Here is a 16,689-nt window from a genome sequence, read left to right as displayed (position 1 = left end):
GCTCAGCCCTGCGAGGCGGCCCAGGCGGCGACGCGAGCGGCGCTCTCCTCCTCCGAGAGGTCCTCGACCCGGGTCATGATGCTCCAGCGGACGCCGAAGGGGTCCCGCACGCTGGCGAAGCGGTCGCCCGAGACGAAGGTGGTGAGCGGCTCGCGGACCACCGCGCCGGCGGCCTCGGCGCGGGCGACGAGGGCGTCGGCGTCCTCGCAGTAGAGGCCCAGCGAGTAGCAGTCGTCCTCGCCCGCCGGCGGGGGCACGAGGTGGTGGTCGGGCGACGGCTCGCCGAGCTGCAGCTGGCCGTGGCCGAGGTCGAGGACCGCGTGCACGACGACGCCGCCCATCTCGGTCACGTCGACGACGCGGGCGCCCAGCACGTCGCGGTAGAACGCGATCGCGCCGCGGGCGTCGGGGATGGCCAGGAACGGCGTCAGGCTGGTCGAGCCGTGGGGGACGCCGCGCGTGGTGTGGGCGCCGTCGGCGGCCCGTGGGGTGCTGGTGGAGGGGGTCTCGGTCATGCCTCCCACGCTAGGAGCGGCGCCGGTCCGGCGGCTTGGAGATTCGCGACAGGCCCGGGACCGCTGGCTACGCTGCCCCCGTGGGCACGACGGACCGCGGGATCCTCTACCCGACCAGGCTGCCGACCTTCCGCCGGGTGCCACCGCCGGAGGCCGTCGCCGACCGGGTCCGCTGGTTCTGGATCCCGGAGTGGGACCTCGCGCCGGGCCGCGTCTCGCGCCAGCACGTGATCGCCTTCCCGGCCTGCAACCTGGTGGTCGAGCCCGACCTCGTCGCCCTGGCCGGGCCGGCCACCCGCGCCGGCGTGCGCGACCTCGTCGGTCGGGGCTGGACGGTCGGTGCGCTGCTGCGTCCGGCGGCCGTCCCGGCCCTGAGCCAGGACCCGACCACGGAGCGCGACGCCTACCGCACCCTCGAGCTGCCCGACCTGCACGCGGCGGTGGCCGGCCCGATGCGGGTCGCGCCCGGCGACCCGGGCCACGCGGAGCGCCACGACCGCGCGGTGGCCGCCTTCACGACCTGGTTGCTCGCGCACGTCCCGCCCGCCGACGCCGACGGGCTGCTCGCCAACGCGATGGCCGACGCCGTCGACGGGGACCCGGGGCTGGTGCGGGTCGAGCAGGTCGCCGAGCGCCTGGGTGTCGGCGTGCGCACCCTGCAGCGGCTCGCCCGGCGCCACGTCGGCCTGCCGCCCGCGGCGATGATCCGGAGACGGCGCCTGCAGGAGGCCGCCGAGCTGGTGCGGACCCGCCCCGACACCGACCTGGCCGCGCTGGCCGCCGACCTCGGCTACGCCGACCAGGCCCACCTGGCCCAGGACTTCCGCACCACCCTGGGCTCCACCGCGAGCAGCTACCGCTCGGCGGCGCGCGGGTGACGAGGGCCTCACCCCGGTGAACTCCTGCCGAACCCGGGTACTAGCCCCACCGTCACCCAGTAGTTTGAACGATCTAACGACCCCCGCAACGAGGAGCACCACGTGGAGATCTGGCCCGGCAAGGCGTACCCCCTGGGGGCGACGTTCGACGGCAGCGGCACCAACTTCGCCCTGTTCAGCGAGGTCGCCGAGCGCGTCGAGCTGTGCCTGTTCCAGGTCGAGGCCGGCGGCGCGCTGCAGGAGACCCGCATCGAGCTGACCGAGGTCGACGCCTACGTGTGGCACTGCTACCTCCCCACGGTGCAGCCCGGCCAGCGCTACGGCTACCGCGTGCACGGCCCCTGGGACCCCGCCAACGGCCTGCGGTGCAACCCCAGCAAGCTGCTGCTCGACCCCTACGCCAAGGCGACCGCCGGCGAGATCGACTGGGACCAGTCGCTGTTCGGCTACGACTTCGAGGACCCCGAGTCGCGCAACGACGACGACTCCGCGGAGCACATGACCCACGGCGTGGTCATCAACCCCTTCTTCGACTGGGAGGGCGACCGCGCGCTGTCGATCCCCTACAACGAGTCGGTCATCTACGAGGCCCACGTCAAGGGCATGACCCAGCTGCACCCCGACGTGCCCGAGGAGCTGCGCGGCACGTACGCCGGCCTGGCGCACCCCGCCGTCACCAGCCACCTCAAGCGGCTCGGCATCACCGCCATCGAGCTGATGCCGGTCCACCAGTTCGTCCAGGACAACACGCTGCTCGAGAAGGGCCTGCGCAACTACTGGGGCTACAACACCCTGGCGTTCCTGGCCCCGCACGCGTCGTACGCCGCGACGGGCGACCTGGGCCAGCAGGTCCAGGAGTTCAAGCAGATGGTGAAGTCGATGCACCAGGCGGGCATCGAGGTGATCCTCGACGTGGTCTACAACCACACCGCCGAGGGCAACCACCTGGGCCCGACGCTGAGCTTCAAGGGCATCGACAACCCGGCGTACTACCGCCTCGTCGACGACGACCAGCAGTACTACATGGACTACACGGGCACCGGCAACACCCTCAACGTGCGCCACCCGCACTCGCTGCAGCTGATCATGGACTCGCTGCGCTACTGGGTGACCGAGATGCACGTCGACGGCTTCCGCTTCGACCTGGCCGCGGCGCTGGCCCGCGAGTTCTACGACGTCGACCGCCTCGCGACCTTCTTCGAGCTCGTGCAGCAGGACCCGATCGTCAGCCAGGTCAAGCTGATCGCGGAGCCCTGGGACGTCGGCCCCGGCGGCTACCAGGTCGGCAACTTCCCGCCCCAGTGGACCGAGTGGAACGGCGCCTACCGCGACACCGTCCGCGACTTCTGGCGCGGCGAGCCCGACCTGGGCGACTTCGCCTCGCGCCTGGCCGGCTCCTCGGACTTCTACGAGAACTCCGGCCGGCGCCCCTTCGCCAGCATCAACTTCGTCACCGCCCACGACGGCTTCACGCTCAAGGACCTGGTGTCCTACAACGAGAAGCACAACGACGCCAACGGCGAGGACAACAACGACGGCGAGAGCCACAACCGGTCCTGGAACCACGGCGCCGAGGGCCCGACCGACGACCCGGAGGTGCGGGCGCTGCGGGCCCGCGACCAGCGCAACGTGCTGGCCACGCTGCTGCTGAGCCAGGGCGTGCCGATGATCCTGCACGGCGACGAGATGGGTCGCTCCCAGGACGGCAACAACAACACCTACGCCCAGGACTCCGAGATCTCCTGGATGCACTGGGACCAGGCCGACAAGCCGCTCATCGACTTCACCGCCGCCCTGATCCGGCTGCGGCTGCGGCACCCCACCTTCCGCCGCAAGCAGTTCTTCACCGGTGAGGCCGTCAAGGACGGCGAGCGCCTCGACGACATCGTCTGGCTGCACCCCGACGGCCGCGTCATGGAGGACGGCGACTGGGACGACAGCGGCCGCAGCGTGGGGATGTACCTCAACGGCGACGGCATCGCCGGTCGCGACTCCCGGGGCAACCCGGTCGTCGACGACGACTTCCTGCTGTTCTTCAACGTCGGCGAGCCCGTGACGCTGACCCTCCCGCCGCAGGAGTACGCCCAGGCCTGGGACGTCGTGGTCGACACCGGCGGGGTGGCCGACAACGGCCGCTCCTACGCCGCCGGCGACACCGTCGAGCTGCACGAGCGGTCCGTGCTGGTGCTGCGCGAGCACCGTGAGCCCGAGCGCGAGCCCGACCACTCGGTCGCGGCGTCGCTGGCGGTCCAGGGCGGCGGTGCCAGCAACATCGACACCAGCGAGAACGCCCCGCTGGCCGGCCCCGGTCAGCAGGCCGGGTCGCTGCTGTGAGGACGCCCGCCAGCACCTACCGGGTGCAGGTGACCGCGGACACCGACCTGCCCGCGGTCGCCCGGCTGCTGCCCTACCTGCACGACCTGGGGGTCGACTGGGTCTACCTGTCCCCGCTGCTCCAGGCCGAGCCCGGCAGCGACCACGGCTACGACGTCGTCGACCCCACCCGGGTGGATGCGTCGCGGGGCGGGCCCGAGGGCCTGGCGCTGGTGGCCGAGGAGGCCCACCGGCTCGGCATGGGCGTGCTCGTCGACGTCGTGCCCAACCACGTCGGGGTGGCGACCCCCGTCGAGAACCCCTGGTGGTGGGACCTGCTCCAGCACGGCCAGGAGTCGGCGTACGCCGCCAGCTTCGACGTCGACTGGGACTTCGGCCTCGGCCGGCTGCGGATCCCCGTGCTCGGCGACGACGACCTGCCGACCGACGGCGGCCCGATCGGCCACCTCGAGGTCCGCGACGGCGAGCTGCGCTACCACGACAACCGGTTTCCGCTGGCCCCCGGGACCGCGGCCGACGGCGACGACGTCATGGCCGTGCACGAGCGCCAGCACTACGAGCTGGTCAGCTGGCGCCGCGCCGATTCCGAGCTCAACTACCGCCGCTTCTTCACCGTCACCACCCTCGCGGGCGTGCGCGTGGAGCTGCCCGAGGTCTTCCGCACCGCCCACCTCGAGGTCCGGCGCTGGTTCGACGAGGGCCTGGTCGACGGGCTCCGGGTCGACCACCCGGACGGCCTGCGCGACCCCGGCGCCTACCTCGACGACCTCGCCCAGCTCACCGGCGGCGCCTACGTCCTGGTCGAGAAGATCCTCGAGCCCGGCGAGGAGCTGCCCACCTCGTGGGCGACCGCCGGCACGACCGGCTACGACGTCCTCGGCCTGCTCGACCGGGTCCTCACCGACCCCGCCGGCCGGGCACCGCTCGACGCCCTCGAGGCGCGGCTGCGCGGCACCGGCCCCGACGGCGCGGAGGTCTTCGCCGAGCTGGTGCACGCGAGCAAGCGCGACGTCGCGACCGGCAGCCTGCTCGCCGAGACCCGCCGCATCGTGCGCGAGCTGCCCGACCTGCTCCCGGCCACGCCCGAGCAGCTCGAGGACGCCGTCGCCGAGCTGCTCGCCTGCTTCGGCGTCTACCGCTCCTACCTGCCGCTCGGCTCGGAGCACCTCGACCACGCGCTCGAGGAGGCCCACCGCCGTCGACCCGACCTCGCCGGCGTGCTCGGCGAGCTGGCGCCGGTGCTGCGCGACCCCGAGGGCGACGCCGCCCGGAGGTTCCAGCAGACCAGCGGCATGGTGATGGCCAAGGGCGTCGAGGACAGCTCGTTCTACCGCTTCTCGCGCCTGACCTCCCACAACGAGGTCGGCGGCGACCCGGCCACCTGGTCGGTGACCCCGGAGCAGTGGCACGAGGCGATGGCGGTGCGCCAGGCCGCGTGGCCGCACGCCATGACCACGCTGACCACCCACGACACCAAGCGCGGCGAGGACACCCGGGCGCGGATCACCGCCCTCGCGGAGGTCCCCGAGCGCTGGGAGCAGACGCTCACGCAGCTGCTCGCGATCGCCCCGGTGCCCGACGAGGGGTTCGGCCAGCTGCTGTGGCAGGCCGTCGTCGGCGCCTGGCCCGCCCGGGTCGACGGCGAGCTGCCGTCCGACCTGCGCGAGCGGCTGTCGGCGTACGCCGAGAAGGCGATGCGCGAGGCGGGCGACCGCACCACCTGGACCGACCCCGACGAGGACTACGAGCGGGCCGTGCACCGGGCGGTCGACGCCGCGCTGGACGACCCCGAGGCGCACCGCCTGGTGACCTCGCTCGTCGCGGACCTCGCCGACGCCGGGTGGAGCAACGCGCTGGCGGCCAAGGCCGTCGCGATCACGGCGCCCGGCGTGTGCGACGTCTACCAGGGCAGCGAGCTGTGGGAGCAGAGCCTGGTCGACCCCGACAACCGGCGCCCGGTCGACTTCGAGCGGCGCGCCGCCCTGCTGGCCTCGCTCGACGGCGCGACCGCCGCCCCGTCGGCGCCCTCGGGCCCCGACGACGAGGGCGTGGCCAAGCTGTGGGTGACCGCGACCGCGCTGCGGCTGCGTCGCGACCGGCCCGAGCTGTTCGACTCCTACCTGCCCCTCGCCGCGACCGGCGAGGCCGCCGAGCACGCGCTGGCCTTCGGCCGGGGCGGCGCCCTCACGGTGGCCACGCGGCTGCCGCTGGGCCTGGCCGCGTCCGGCGGCTGGCGCGGCACGACCCTGACCCTGCCGATCGGGACCTGGCGCGACGCGCTCGACCCCGCCGGCCCGACGTACGACGGTCAGGTCGCGCTCGGCGACCTGCTCCACGCGCTGCCCGTGGCGGTGCTGGTCAAGGAGGACTGATGGTCTCGACGAGCCCGACCGGTGCACGTCCGGTCGACCGGGGGCGCTTCGACGTCTGGGCGCCGGACGCCGAGCGGGTGCGGCTGCGCGTCCGCCTGCCCGAGGTGGACGGCGTCGAGCAGACGCTGGCCATGACCCGGGGCGACGACGGCTGGTGGACCCCCGAGCAGCCGGTGACCGGCGGCTCGGTCGACTACGGCTACCTCGTCGACGACGACGAGACCCCCAAGCCCGACCCTCGCTCCCAGTGGCAGCCCGACGGGGTGCACGGGCTGACCCGCACCTTCGACGCCGGCGACTTCGCGTGGACCGACCAGGCCTGGACCGGGCGCCAGCTCGCCGGCGCGGTCGTCTACGAGCTCCACCTGGGCACCTTCACGCCCGAGGGCACCCTCGACAGCGCGATCGAGCGGCTCGACCACCTCGTCGACCTCGGGGTCGACCTCGTCGAGCTGCTGCCGGTCAACGCCGTCAACGGCACCCACAACTGGGGCTACGACGGCGTGCTGTGGTTCGCCGTCCACGAGCCGTACGGCGGCCCCGCGGCGTACCAGCGCTTCGTCGACGCCTGCCACGCCCGCGGCCTGGGCGTGGTCCAGGACGTCGTCTACAACCACCTCGGACCCTCCGGCAACTACCTCCCGGTGTTCGGGCCCTACCTGCACGCCACCGGGCAGAACAGCTGGGGCTCCTCGCTCAACCTCGACGGCGAGGGCAGCGACGAGGTGCGCCGCTACGTGCTCGACAACGTGCGGACGTGGCTGCGCGACTTCCACGTCGACGGGCTGCGGCTCGACGCGGTGCACGCCCTGGGCGACACCTCGATCACCCACCTGCTCGAGGAGATGGCGGTCGAGACGGCCGCGCTGAGCGCCCACCTGGGCCGCCCGCTGACGCTGGTCGCCGAGAGCGACCTCAACGACGCCCGCATGGTCACCCCGCGCGAGGCCGGCGGCCGCGGGCTGGACGGCCAGTGGAGCGACGACTTCCACCACGCCGTCCACGTCGCGCTGACCGGCGAGACGAGCGGCTACTACGGCGACTTCGAGCCGCTGGCCGCGCTGGCCAAGGTGTGCGAGCGCGGGTTCTTCCACGACGGCACCTGGTCGACCTTCCGCGGTCGTCGCCACGGACGCCCGGTCGACACGGCCGCGATGCCGACCTGGCGCCTGGTGGTGGCCAACCAGAACCACGACCAGGTCGGCAACCGGGCCACCGGCGACCGCCTCGCCGCGACGCTCGACGACGACCAGCTGGTCTGCGCCGCGCTGCTGACGCTCGCCGGCCCCTTCACCCCGATGCTGTTCCAGGGCGAGGAGTGGGCGGCCTCGACGCCGTTCCAGTTCTTCACCTCCCACCCGGAGCCCGAGCTGGCCGAGGCGGTGCGCAACGGTCGCCGCTCGGAGTTCGCCAGCCACGGCTGGGGCACCCAGGAGGTCCCGGACCCCCAGGACCCGGAGACGTTCCTGCGCTCGAAGCTCGACTGGTCCGAGCTCGGGACCGGCCGCCACGCGGTCGTGCTCGACGCCTACCGCCGCCTCGGCCGGCTCCGGCGCGAGCTCCCGGCCCTGACCGACCCGGCGTTCGGGTCGGTCTCGTGCACGGCCGACGAGGAGTCGCGGGTCTTCACGCTGCGCCGCGGCGACACCCTGCTGGTGGTCAACTTCGGGGACTCCCCCGCCGAGCTCGCGCTCGACCCCACCGCGACGGTCGCCTTCGAGACCCCCTCGGGCGTCACGGTGGAGGGTGGGCGGCTCGTCGTCCCCGGGCACGGTGGTGCGCTGATCACCCGGACGTCCGGGTGATCAGCTGCTGGACGTCTGTTGCAACAGACGTCCAGCAGCCGAAAAGGACGTCCAGCAGCGCCACCAGCCGGGCCGACGCGTCGGGTCCACCCGGGTGCCGGCCTCAGCGGTCGAGCAGGTCCTCGAAGGAGCCCATCGCGGCGACGTCGCGGTCGAACTGGTCGAGCCGTTCCGGTCCCCGTCGTACGCCGGCCAGCTGGTCGACGAGCTCGCCCGCGGCGCGCTCGACGCGGCTGCGCAGCGCCTGCGGGCCGTCGCCGGGCAAGGTGTCCTCGCCCGCGGCCCAGTCCTCGCTGGCGGCGAACACCCCGGTCGGCAGGACCACGGCGTGGAGGTAGGCGAACAGCGGTCGCAGCGCGTGGTCGAGGACCAGGCTGTGGCGGGCCGTGCCCGCGGTCGCCGCGACCAGCACGGGCACGCCGTCGAGGGTGCCGGGCTCCAGGACGTCGAAGAAGGTCTTGAACAGCCCGCTGAAGGACGCGCTGAAGACCGGGGTCACGGCCACGACGGCGTCGGCCGACGCCACCGCTGCCTGCGCAGCGGCGACCTCGCCGCTGGCGAAGCCGGTGAGCAGCGCGTCGGTCAGGCCGTGGGCCAGGGCGCGCAGCTCGACGTGGGTCACCTCCACGTCGAGGTCGCGCTCGCCCCCGAGCCGCTGCACCGCGCCGGCGACGAGGTCGGCCAGCAGCTTCGTGGACGAGGGGTCCGACAGGCCGGCGGAGACGACCGCGACCCGGCGCACGTCGTGGCCGGCGGGCAGCGGCGGCCGCAGCGGGACCGGGGCGCTCACGCCGCGCTCCCGGCGGTGGCCCGGGTGTCGTCGACCTCGGCGCGCAGCTTCTCGACGGCTTCACCGAGGAAGTCGAGCTGGTGCAGCACCGTGCTCAGCGGCAGGCCGGCGTGGTCGACCAGGAAGAGCTGGCGCTGGTAGTCGCCGGCGTACTCCCGGAAGGACAGCGTGCGCTCGACCACCTGGTCGACGGTGCCGACCGTGAGCGGCGTCTGGCGGGTGAAGTCCTCCAGCGACGGGCCGTGGCCGTAGACCGGGGCGTTGTCGAAGTAGGGCCGGAACTCCCGGACGGCGTCCTGGCTGGTGCGGCCCATGTAGACCTGGCCGCCGAGACCGACGATCGCGTCCTCGGCCCGGCCGTGGCCGTGGTGCTCGAAGCGCTGGCGGTAGAACTGCACCATCCGCGCGGTGTGCGAGGCCGGCCAGAAGATGTGGTTGGAGAAGAAGCCGTCGCCGTAGTACGCCGCCTGCTCGGCGATCTCGGGGCTGCGGATCGAGCCGTGCCACACGAACGGTGCCTGACCGTCGAGGGGGCGCGGGGTGGAGGTGAAGCCCTGGAGCGGGGAGCGGAACTTCCCCTGCCAGTCGACGTCCTCCTCGCGCCACAGCCGGTGGAGCAGCGCGTAGTGCTCGACCGCCAGCGGGATGCCCTGACGGATGTCCTGGCCGAACCACGGGTAGACCGGACCGGTGTTGCCGCGGCCCAGCATCAGGTCCATCCGGCCGTCGAGCAGGTGCTGGAGCGTGGCGTAGTCCTCCGCGATCCGCACCGGGTCGGTGGTGGTGATCAGCGTCGTGCTCGTGGAGAGCTTGATGCGCTCGGTCTGCGCGCCGATGTAGGCCATCGTGGTGGTCGGGGAGCTGGCCACGAAGGGCGGGTTGTGGTGCTGGCCCACGGCGACGACGTCGAGGCCCACCTCCTCGGCCTTCTTCGCGATCTCGACCGTCGCCTTGATCCGCTCGTGCTCGGTGGGCGTCCTGCCGGTGGTCGGGTCGGTGGTGACGTCGCCGACGGTGAAGATGCCGAACTCCATGATGTGCCTCCACGTGCTTGGTAGTTGAGGGGTCAACTACGTGACACGTCACCCTATTCCACGATCCGGTCGCCGTCGAGCCGACGGCGCCCGAGGTCCGCAGACGCGCGGACACAAGTCCCGCGGCGCGCCGTACCGCCCGCCTGGAGGACCGGGGCTGACCGGACTTGTGTCCGCGCGTCTACGAGGTCGGAGCGGTGTGGGGAGCGGCGTCGGGATCCAGGAACCGGTCGGGCACCTCGGTGGGCCGGGGATAGCGGGCCCGACGCTCGACCTCGTTGAGGTCGAGGTGGTTGCGCATGTAGAGCTGCCGGCCGTCCCCGGGCGGGTCGTACTCCCACGGCGTGACCGTGCCCTGGCGCAGCGCGTGCCCGACGAGGCGTCGTCGCGCCTGGTCGGCCAGGACGTCGGCGTGGACGGCGTCGAGGTCCCAGCGCGCGGCGACCTCGGTGCGCAGCTGGCTCACCCGCGAGGCGTACGCCGGGTCGTCGGCCAGGTTGACCCGCTCGTCCGGATCGTCGGCGAGGTCGTAGAGCTGGTCGGGATCGACGGGCGAGTGCACGAACTTCCAGGTGCCGCGCCGGATCATCACGATCGGGGCGACGGCGCCCTCGCCCATGTACTCGCCGACCACCTCCCGATCCTGCGGCGGGCCCGCCTCCTCGTGGGGCGCGCGGGTCAGGTCCAGCAGCGAGCGGCCGGGCATCATCAGGTCGCCGATGGTGGGCACGCCCTCCCCGATCAGGTCGGTCAGCGTGGGCAGCACGTCGACCAGCGACACCGGCGCGGGCACCCGGTCGGCCGCGAACCGCTGCGGGCTGTGGATGATCAGCGGCACGCGCGCCGAGCCCTCGAAGAAGTTCATCTTGTACCAGAGCCCGCGCTCGCCGAGCATGTCGCCGTGGTCGGCCAGCACCACCACCACGGTGTCGTCGCGGACCTGGAGGCCGTCCATCGTCTCGAGCAGCCGGGCGGTCCAGTCGTCGAGGTAGGCGACGTTGCCGTAGTAGGCGCGGCGGGCCCGGCGCACGTCGCGCTCGGTGATCTCCACCTCGTCCATCGCGCTGATGTGGCGCAGCCGGGCGGTGTGCGGGTCCAGCGCCACGTCGCCGGCCTGCAGCCGGGGCATCGGGATGTCGACGCCCTCGAACCGGTCCCAGTAGCGCGACCGCGTGACGTAGGGGTCGTGCGGGTGCGTGAAGGAGACCACCAGCAGCCACGGCCGCTCGTCGTCGTCGCGGGCCAGCTCCTGCAGGGCGCGGACGCCCTGGTGGCCCACCTCGTCGTCGAAGAGCAGCTGGTTGGTGACCTCGGCGACGCCGGCCTGGGTGACGGCGTCCATGTTGTGCATCCACCAGTCGATCCGCTCGTCGGGCTGCAGCCAGTCGGGCGTCCAGCCGAAGTCGGCGGGGTAGATGTCGGTGGTGCGCCGCTCCTCGAAGCCGTGGAGCTGGTCGGGCCCCACGAAGTGCATCTTGCCGTCGAGGACCGTCCGGTAGCCCGCCGACCGCGCGAGGTGGGCGAAGGTCGGCACCGTGCTGGCGAGGTACGCCGCGTTGTCGTAGCCGCGGGTGGCCGAGGGCAGCTGGCCGGTCATCATGCAGTAGCGGGCCGGGGTGCACAGCGGGCTGTTGGAGTACGCCGCGTCGAACACGACGCCCTCGCGGGCCAGCCGGTCGATGGTCGGCGTGCGCGCGGCAGCGTTGCCGTAGCACCCGAGCGCGTCGGGAGCGACCTGGTCGAACATGACGACGAGCACGTTGGGGCGGTCCGCGGGCGGTCCCGCGGCAGGAGGGACGGTCACTCCCGGAGTGTGACACCTCCGGAGGGGGGTTCCGCCAGCGCGGCACGCAGCCGCTCGCGCAGCCCGCTGGCGCGCTGCACCTCGCGCGAGACCGCGGCCCGCACCGCGGCCTCGGTGCCGACCACCCGCACGCGCTCCTGGGCCCGTGTCACGGCGGTGTAGAACAGCTCGCGGGTGAGCAGCCGGGACTGCTCGTCGGGCAGCACCACGCTCACCACCCGGGCCTGGGAGCCCTGCGACTTGTGCACCGTCATCGCGTGCACCGTCTCCACCCCGGCCAGCCGGCTGGTGGCCAGCTCGCGGGTGGCGCCACCGACTTGGACGACCACGCGCAGCCGGCCGTCCCCGTCGCGGACGGTCGCGCCCATGTCGCCGTTGTTGAGCAGCTGGTCGTAGTCGTTGGCGGTGACGAGGATCGGGCGACCGGCGTACCACTCGTCGTAGTGGGTGACGCCGGTGCGCTCGGCGACCAGCCGCTCGACCAGGCGGTTCCAGCCGCCGACGCCGTAGGGGCCCTCGCGGTGGGCGCACAGCAGCCGGTGGCCGCCGAGCGCCGCCAGCGCGCCGGACCGGTCGCCCGCCTCGCCGGTGCGTCGCAGCTCGACCGCCACGTCGGCGACCTCGTCTCGGAACCGCGTCATCGCCGCCTCGTCGGCGGCGTCGACCAGCTCGACCTCGCCGCCCCCGGCGCGCAGCTGAGCCAGGGCCGCGTCGCCGTCGCCGGTGCGGAGCGCGTCGGCGAGGGCGCCGATGCGCGCACCGAAGCGGTGCGTCCGACGCAGCGCGGCCACCGGGGAGCTCTCGCTGTCCTCGAGGCCCGCGACCAGGTCGGCCAGGACGGCTCCGGCCTCCACCGAGGCCAGCTGGTCGGGGTCGCCGACCAGCACCAGCCGGGCGTCGGGCCGCATCGCCTCGAGCAGGCGGGCCATCATCGTCAGCGAGACCATCGAGGTCTCGTCGACGACCACCACGTCGTGGGGCAGCCGGTTGCCCCGGTGGTGGCGGAACCGCACCCGGCTGTCGGGCCGCCAGCCCAGCAGCCGGTGCAGCGTGGAGGCGTGGAGCACGCCGAGGCGCTGCTGGTCGCCCGGCGAGAGCCGCTCGGTCGCCTCCTGCACGGCCTCCTGCAGCCGCGCCGCCGCCTTGCCGGTCGGCGCGCTGAGCGCCATCCGGGGCGGCCGTCCGGTCAGCAGCTCGTGCTGCTCGGCGACCAGGGTGAGCAGTCCGGCCACCGTGGTGGTCTTGCCGGTGCCGGGACCGCCGGTGAGCACGGTGGTCCAGCGGACGGCGGCGCCACGCGCGGCGTCGCGCTGCTCGGCGTACCCCTCGCCCGGGAAGACCCGCTCGAGCCCGGCCTCGAGCAGCGCGGCGTCGACCTCGGGCGGGTCACGGCGCACGCGTGCGACCAGGTCGTCGCAGACCTGGCCCTCCTCGCGCCAGTAGCGGTCGAGGTAGAGGCGGGTCCCGTCGAGGCGCAGCAGCTGCTGGGCGACCAGGGCGCTGCGCCCCACCGCCGCGGTCCACGCCGTCGGCTCGGGCCACGGCAGCTCGAGGTCGTCCTCCAGCGGCAGCGCCCCGATGGTCGCCAGGTCGAGGCACACCGAGCCGGTGCGCACCGCGCGGACGGCGAGCGCGACGGCGAGCAGCACCTCGTCGTCGGTCTCCTCGGCGAGCGACCCCAGCCGCTGGGCGACGTGGACGTCGGCGGCGGCCAGCACCTCGGGGTGGTTGAAGCGCGCCAGCAGCCCGGTGGCGCCGAGCACGCGACGGCGGTCGCCCGGGTCGGCCCAGGGGCTCGTGGTGGTGACGGCGGTCATCGCGGACCTCCCGGGGTCGGACGGCCGTCGAGCACCTCGGAGAGCTCGACCACCAGCGCGGCCGGCGGCCGCCAGCTGAAGACGCCGCACGGCACGCCGTCCACGCGGGGGGTCTCGGGCCCGCAGAGGCCGCGCAGGTAGAGGTAGAGGATGCCGCCGAGGTGGACCTCGGGGTCGTAGCCGGGAAGCCGCCACCGCAGGTAGCGGTGCAGCACCACGGAGTAGAGCAGCGCCTGCAGCGGGTAGTGGGAGTGCAGCATCGCAGCGTCCAGCGCGGCCGGGGCGTAGTCCAGCGCCCTGATCGGAGCCCCCGGCTCGCCCAGCCGGTTGGTCTTGTAGTCGACGACCACGAAGCGCTGCTCGGCCCCCTCGCCGACCCGCAGCACCACGTCGATCGAGCCGCTGAGGTAGCCGCGCAGCAACTGGTCGCCGAGCCCCGGCGCCTCCAGCCGGTCGGCGTAGGGCCGCAGCGGGTCGTCGGCGGGCAGGTGACGCCGCAGCACGTCGGCCATCGCCGAGAGCGGCACCTGCGCCCCGGGCCGGTCGCCGCCGGCGAGCGGGATCTCGAAGTCGAGCTCGCGGAGCCGGTCGCGCAGCCCGATCTCGGCCAGGGTGCGGTCGCCGACCAGCGGACCGAGCGGCGTGTGTTGAGACGGCAGCAGCGCCTGCGCCAGCTCGGGGGTCGGCGTCTCGACCGCCCACCAGCGGCGCTCCTGCTCCACCCTCAGCTCCAGCTCGGCGAGCAGGTCGGGGGCGGCCGGGTCGGCGTGCTCGAGGACGCCGTGGACCAGCGAGCCCAGCGTCGCCCCGGCCGGCAGGCCGTCCATCGGCGAGGGCAGGTCGTCCTCGCCCGCCCGGGGTGCCGCGGGGGTGGCGGGCAGGTCGTCGTCGGCCCCGTCGCGCTCGTCGGTGGTGCCGGCCAGCTCGGGCTCGGTCTCGGTGGTGGCGCCGTCGGTGCCCGTGGTCGCGGCCTGCTCCTCGGCGCGGATCAGTCCGGAGTAGGAGGTGCGGCGCCAGTCGGTGTCGACGTCGCGGTCGAACCGGCGTACGTCGAGGCGGGGGGTGGCCCCGTCGGGCGGCAGCGCCGCGGCACCGGTGGGCACGGAGTCCTCGACGACCAGCGCACCGGCCTGCTCCCAGCGCTCGAAGGCCTGGCGCGCCTCGCGCGGACCGGGCACCGCGTCGAGCCGGGTCGCGACCGTCGGGCTGCCGGGCGTGCGACCGAGCAGCAGCCGTGACCAGCCGGCGTTGACGCTGTCGCGGGTCGGCGCCCACCAGGCGACCACCTGGCTCTGGGCCCGGGTCAGGGCGACGTAGGTGAGCCGCAGCTCCTCGCCGGCCTGCTCCTCGCGGTGGCGCCGCACCGAGCGACCGTCGCGGGTGCCGCCGACGTCGCGGGTGCGGTGACCCTCGGCGTCGTGGAACAGCGGCACCTCGTCGTCGGGCACCCACTTGTTGAAGGCCAGGGGGAGGTAGACGACGGGGTACTGGAGGCCCTTGCTGGCGTGGATCGTCACCAGCTGCACCGCTCGGGCGTCGGTGTCGAGGCGTCGGGTGCGGGCGTTGCTGCCGACCGCGGCCCGGCGCTCGCTGCGCAGCCACTCCAGCAGACCGGTGACCCCGAGGCCCTCGCGGTGGGCCACGTCGTGAAGCACCTGACCGAGGTGGTGCAGGTCGGTGAGCAGCCGCTCGCCGTCGGGCCGCGCCAGGACGCGCTCGGCGAGACCGTCGGCCACCACGGCCTCGTGGACCGCGGCGATGCCGCGCGCCCGGACCAGGTCGAGCCAGCGGCGCACCCGTTCGCCGACCTCGTCGGTGACGTCCTCCCCGCCGGCGTCGAGGGCGGCGGGCGTCAGGCCGACGAAGGGGCCGAGCGCGACCGACCGGACCCGCGCGGCGCGGTGGGGCTGCTCCAGCGCCTCGAGCAGGGTCAGCCACTCGCGGCCGGCCTCGGTCAGCAGCACGCTGCTGCCGCCGTGCACCACCGACGCGACGCCCTTGGCGGCCAGCGCCCGCTGGAACAGCTCGACGTGGCGCAGGCTGTAGACGAGCACGGCGAGGTGCTCGGGCTGGAGCGGCTCGCCGTCGTGTCGCGCACCCGAGCCGAGGAGCGCTGCGACGTCGTCGGCCAGGTCGGTGGCGACGTGACGACGGGCGGCGTCGACCGAGAGCGTCCCCGCCCCGGTCTCCCCGGACGGGCCGCCGACCACCCGGAGCCGCAGCGGCGCCGGGCGCGGGGCACCGGTCAGCCGCGAGTCGGCGTGGTGGGCCGCCACCGGGTGCACGGTGATGCGGGGGTCGCCGAGCTCGGCCCCGCCGAGCAGCGCCTGCAGCGCGTCGACCAGCGGGGCGTCGCTGCGCCAGTTGGTGGCCAGGGTGCGGTGCTCGACCGCGGTGCCGGCGGCATCGAGATAGGTGACGACGTCGCCCCCGCGGAAGGCGTAGATCGCCTGCTTGGGGTCGCCGATGAGCACCATCGTCGCCACGCCACCGAAGGCGAGGTCGAGCACCTGCCACTGCACGGGGTCGGTGTCCTGGAACTCGTCGACCAGCACGGTGTGCCAGCGGTGCTGCATCCGCGCCCGCGCCGGGGAGTCGGGGTGGCGCAGCGCGTCGCGGAGTCGGGACAGGAGGTCGTCGTAGGACAGGACGCCGCGGCGACGCTTGCGGCGCTCGAGCTCGGCACGGACCGCCTCGCCGAAGTCGCGCCGCTCCACCGCCGGCGAGCCCTCCGCGCCCTCGGCGACGAGGAGCGACTGGGGGTCGCCGGTGGCGACACGGGCGACCCCGAGCGCCACCTCGCGGGTGAAGGGGGGCTTGGCCAGGTCGCCGTAGCGGGCCAGGAAGAAGTCGTCGACGACCTCGACCACCAGGTCGTCGAGCGTCTCGACCAGCTCGGCGCCGGTGTCGGTGTCACCGGCGACCCCGAGCGAGCGCAGCACCTGCTGGCAGAACTGGTGGGTGGTGGCGATGGTGGCGCCGTCGAAGTCGGCCAGCGCCTGGCGCAGCCGCTCGCGCCGCAGCGCCACCTCCTCCTCGCCGGCACCGGCCAGCAGGCCGGCCAGCCCGCCGGACGCCCGCGCCGCGTCGGGGTTGGCGAGCGCACGCTCCGCGGCCACCAGCTGCTCGCGGACGCGCTCGCGCAGCTCCTGGCTGGCGGCGCGTCCGAAGGTGATGACGAGCAGCTCGTCGAGCCGGGCCCGGCCCTCGGCGACGTAGCGCGTGACCAGGGCACCCACGGCCCAGGTCTTGCCGGTCCCGGCGCTGGCCTCGAGCAGCGCGGTGCCGGTCGGCAGCTCGCCGAGCGGGTCGAAGGGCGTGGGCGCGACGCGCACCGGCG

The 16,689-nt window shown here is 74.2% G+C and carries 10 protein-coding genes; 4 read left to right on the top strand and 6 right to left on the bottom strand.

Annotation, left to right across the window (positions count from 1 at the left end; translation table 11 throughout):
• Positions 1-2: 2 nt before the first annotated feature.
• Positions 3-515 (bottom strand): VOC family protein, encoded by a 513-nt coding sequence (locus BLU55_RS15095; RefSeq protein WP_091731316.1) that lies wholly within the window; start codon positions 513-515, stop codon positions 3-5.
• 80 nt (positions 516-595) lie between these two features.
• Between BLU55_RS15095 and BLU55_RS15090 the strand changes: the two genes are divergently transcribed.
• The 4 genes from BLU55_RS15090 to treZ all read left to right on the top strand — a co-directional run bounded on the left by BLU55_RS15090 (position 596) and on the right by treZ (position 7,904).
• A complete protein-coding gene (locus BLU55_RS15090; RefSeq protein ID WP_091731313.1) occupies positions 596-1,393 on the top strand; it encodes an AraC family transcriptional regulator in 798 nt (265 codons plus the stop codon).
• A 102-nt stretch (positions 1,394-1,495) separates the two neighbouring features.
• Entirely contained in the window at positions 1,496-3,727 is a 2,232-nt protein-coding gene (gene glgX / locus BLU55_RS15085) for a glycogen debranching protein GlgX (protein WP_091731310.1), read from the top strand.
• Positions 3,724-6,099 carry a malto-oligosyltrehalose synthase gene (gene treY, locus BLU55_RS15080; RefSeq protein ID WP_091731307.1) on the top strand — a complete coding sequence of 792 codons (2,376 nt, stop codon included), beginning with the start codon at positions 3,724-3,726 and terminating at the stop codon, positions 6,097-6,099. The genes glgX and treY overlap by 4 nt, the downstream gene beginning before the upstream one ends.
• Positions 6,099-7,904: a malto-oligosyltrehalose trehalohydrolase gene (gene treZ / locus BLU55_RS15075; protein WP_091731305.1), complete on the top strand. Its 1,806-nt coding sequence runs from the start codon at positions 6,099-6,101 to the stop codon at positions 7,902-7,904. Before treY ends, treZ begins: the two co-directional genes overlap by 1 nt.
• Positions 7,905-8,007: 103 nt before the next feature.
• Here the strand turns inward: treZ and BLU55_RS15070 are convergent, their stop codons facing one another.
• From BLU55_RS15070 to BLU55_RS15050, 5 genes are all read right to left on the bottom strand, one after another.
• The gene (locus tag BLU55_RS15070) at positions 8,008-8,694 is read right to left on the bottom strand and encodes a CE1759 family FMN reductase (RefSeq protein WP_231916901.1); all 687 of its coding nucleotides are present in this window, start codon (positions 8,692-8,694) and stop codon (positions 8,008-8,010) included.
• A complete protein-coding gene (locus tag BLU55_RS15065; RefSeq protein ID WP_091731303.1) occupies positions 8,691-9,728 on the bottom strand; it encodes a CE1758 family FMN-dependent luciferase-like monooxygenase in 1,038 nt (345 codons plus the stop codon). The genes BLU55_RS15070 and BLU55_RS15065 overlap by 4 nt, the downstream gene beginning before the upstream one ends.
• 181 nt (positions 9,729-9,909) lie before the next feature.
• On the bottom strand, positions 9,910-11,532 hold the full coding sequence (gene betC / locus BLU55_RS15060; protein WP_197681009.1) for a choline-sulfatase: 1,623 nt from the start codon (positions 11,530-11,532) through the stop codon (positions 9,910-9,912).
• The gene (recD, locus tag BLU55_RS15055; protein WP_091731301.1) at positions 11,529-13,349 is read right to left on the bottom strand and encodes an exodeoxyribonuclease V subunit alpha; all 1,821 of its coding nucleotides are present in this window, start codon (positions 13,347-13,349) and stop codon (positions 11,529-11,531) included. Before recD ends, betC begins: the two co-directional genes overlap by 4 nt.
• The gene (locus BLU55_RS15050; protein ID WP_091731298.1) at positions 13,346-16,684 is read right to left on the bottom strand and encodes a UvrD-helicase domain-containing protein; all 3,339 of its coding nucleotides are present in this window, start codon (positions 16,682-16,684) and stop codon (positions 13,346-13,348) included. The genes recD and BLU55_RS15050 overlap by 4 nt, the downstream gene beginning before the upstream one ends.
• Positions 16,685-16,689: the final 5 nt, after the last annotated feature.

This window comes from Nocardioides scoriae, assembly GCF_900104965.1.
In the GTDB taxonomy this organism is placed as follows: domain Bacteria; phylum Actinomycetota; class Actinomycetes; order Propionibacteriales; family Nocardioidaceae; genus Marmoricola; species Marmoricola scoriae.
The sequence above is the reverse complement of the archived record's forward strand: the minus strand, read 5'-3'. Positions and strand labels throughout refer to the sequence as shown.

Excerpts from the sequence above, each read along its gene's own strand:
- recD (WP_091731301.1), bottom strand. The coding sequence starts at position 13,349 with ATGACCGCCGTCACCACCACGAGCCCCTGGGCCGACCCGGGCGACCGC.
- treZ (WP_091731305.1), top strand. The coding sequence starts at position 6,099 with ATGGTCTCGACGAGCCCGACCGGTGCACGTCCGGTCGACCGGGGGCGC.
- BLU55_RS15065 (WP_091731303.1), bottom strand. The coding sequence starts at position 9,728 with ATGGAGTTCGGCATCTTCACCGTCGGCGACGTCACCACCGACCCGACC.
- BLU55_RS15095 (WP_091731316.1), bottom strand. The coding sequence starts at position 515 with ATGACCGAGACCCCCTCCACCAGCACCCCACGGGCCGCCGACGGCGCC.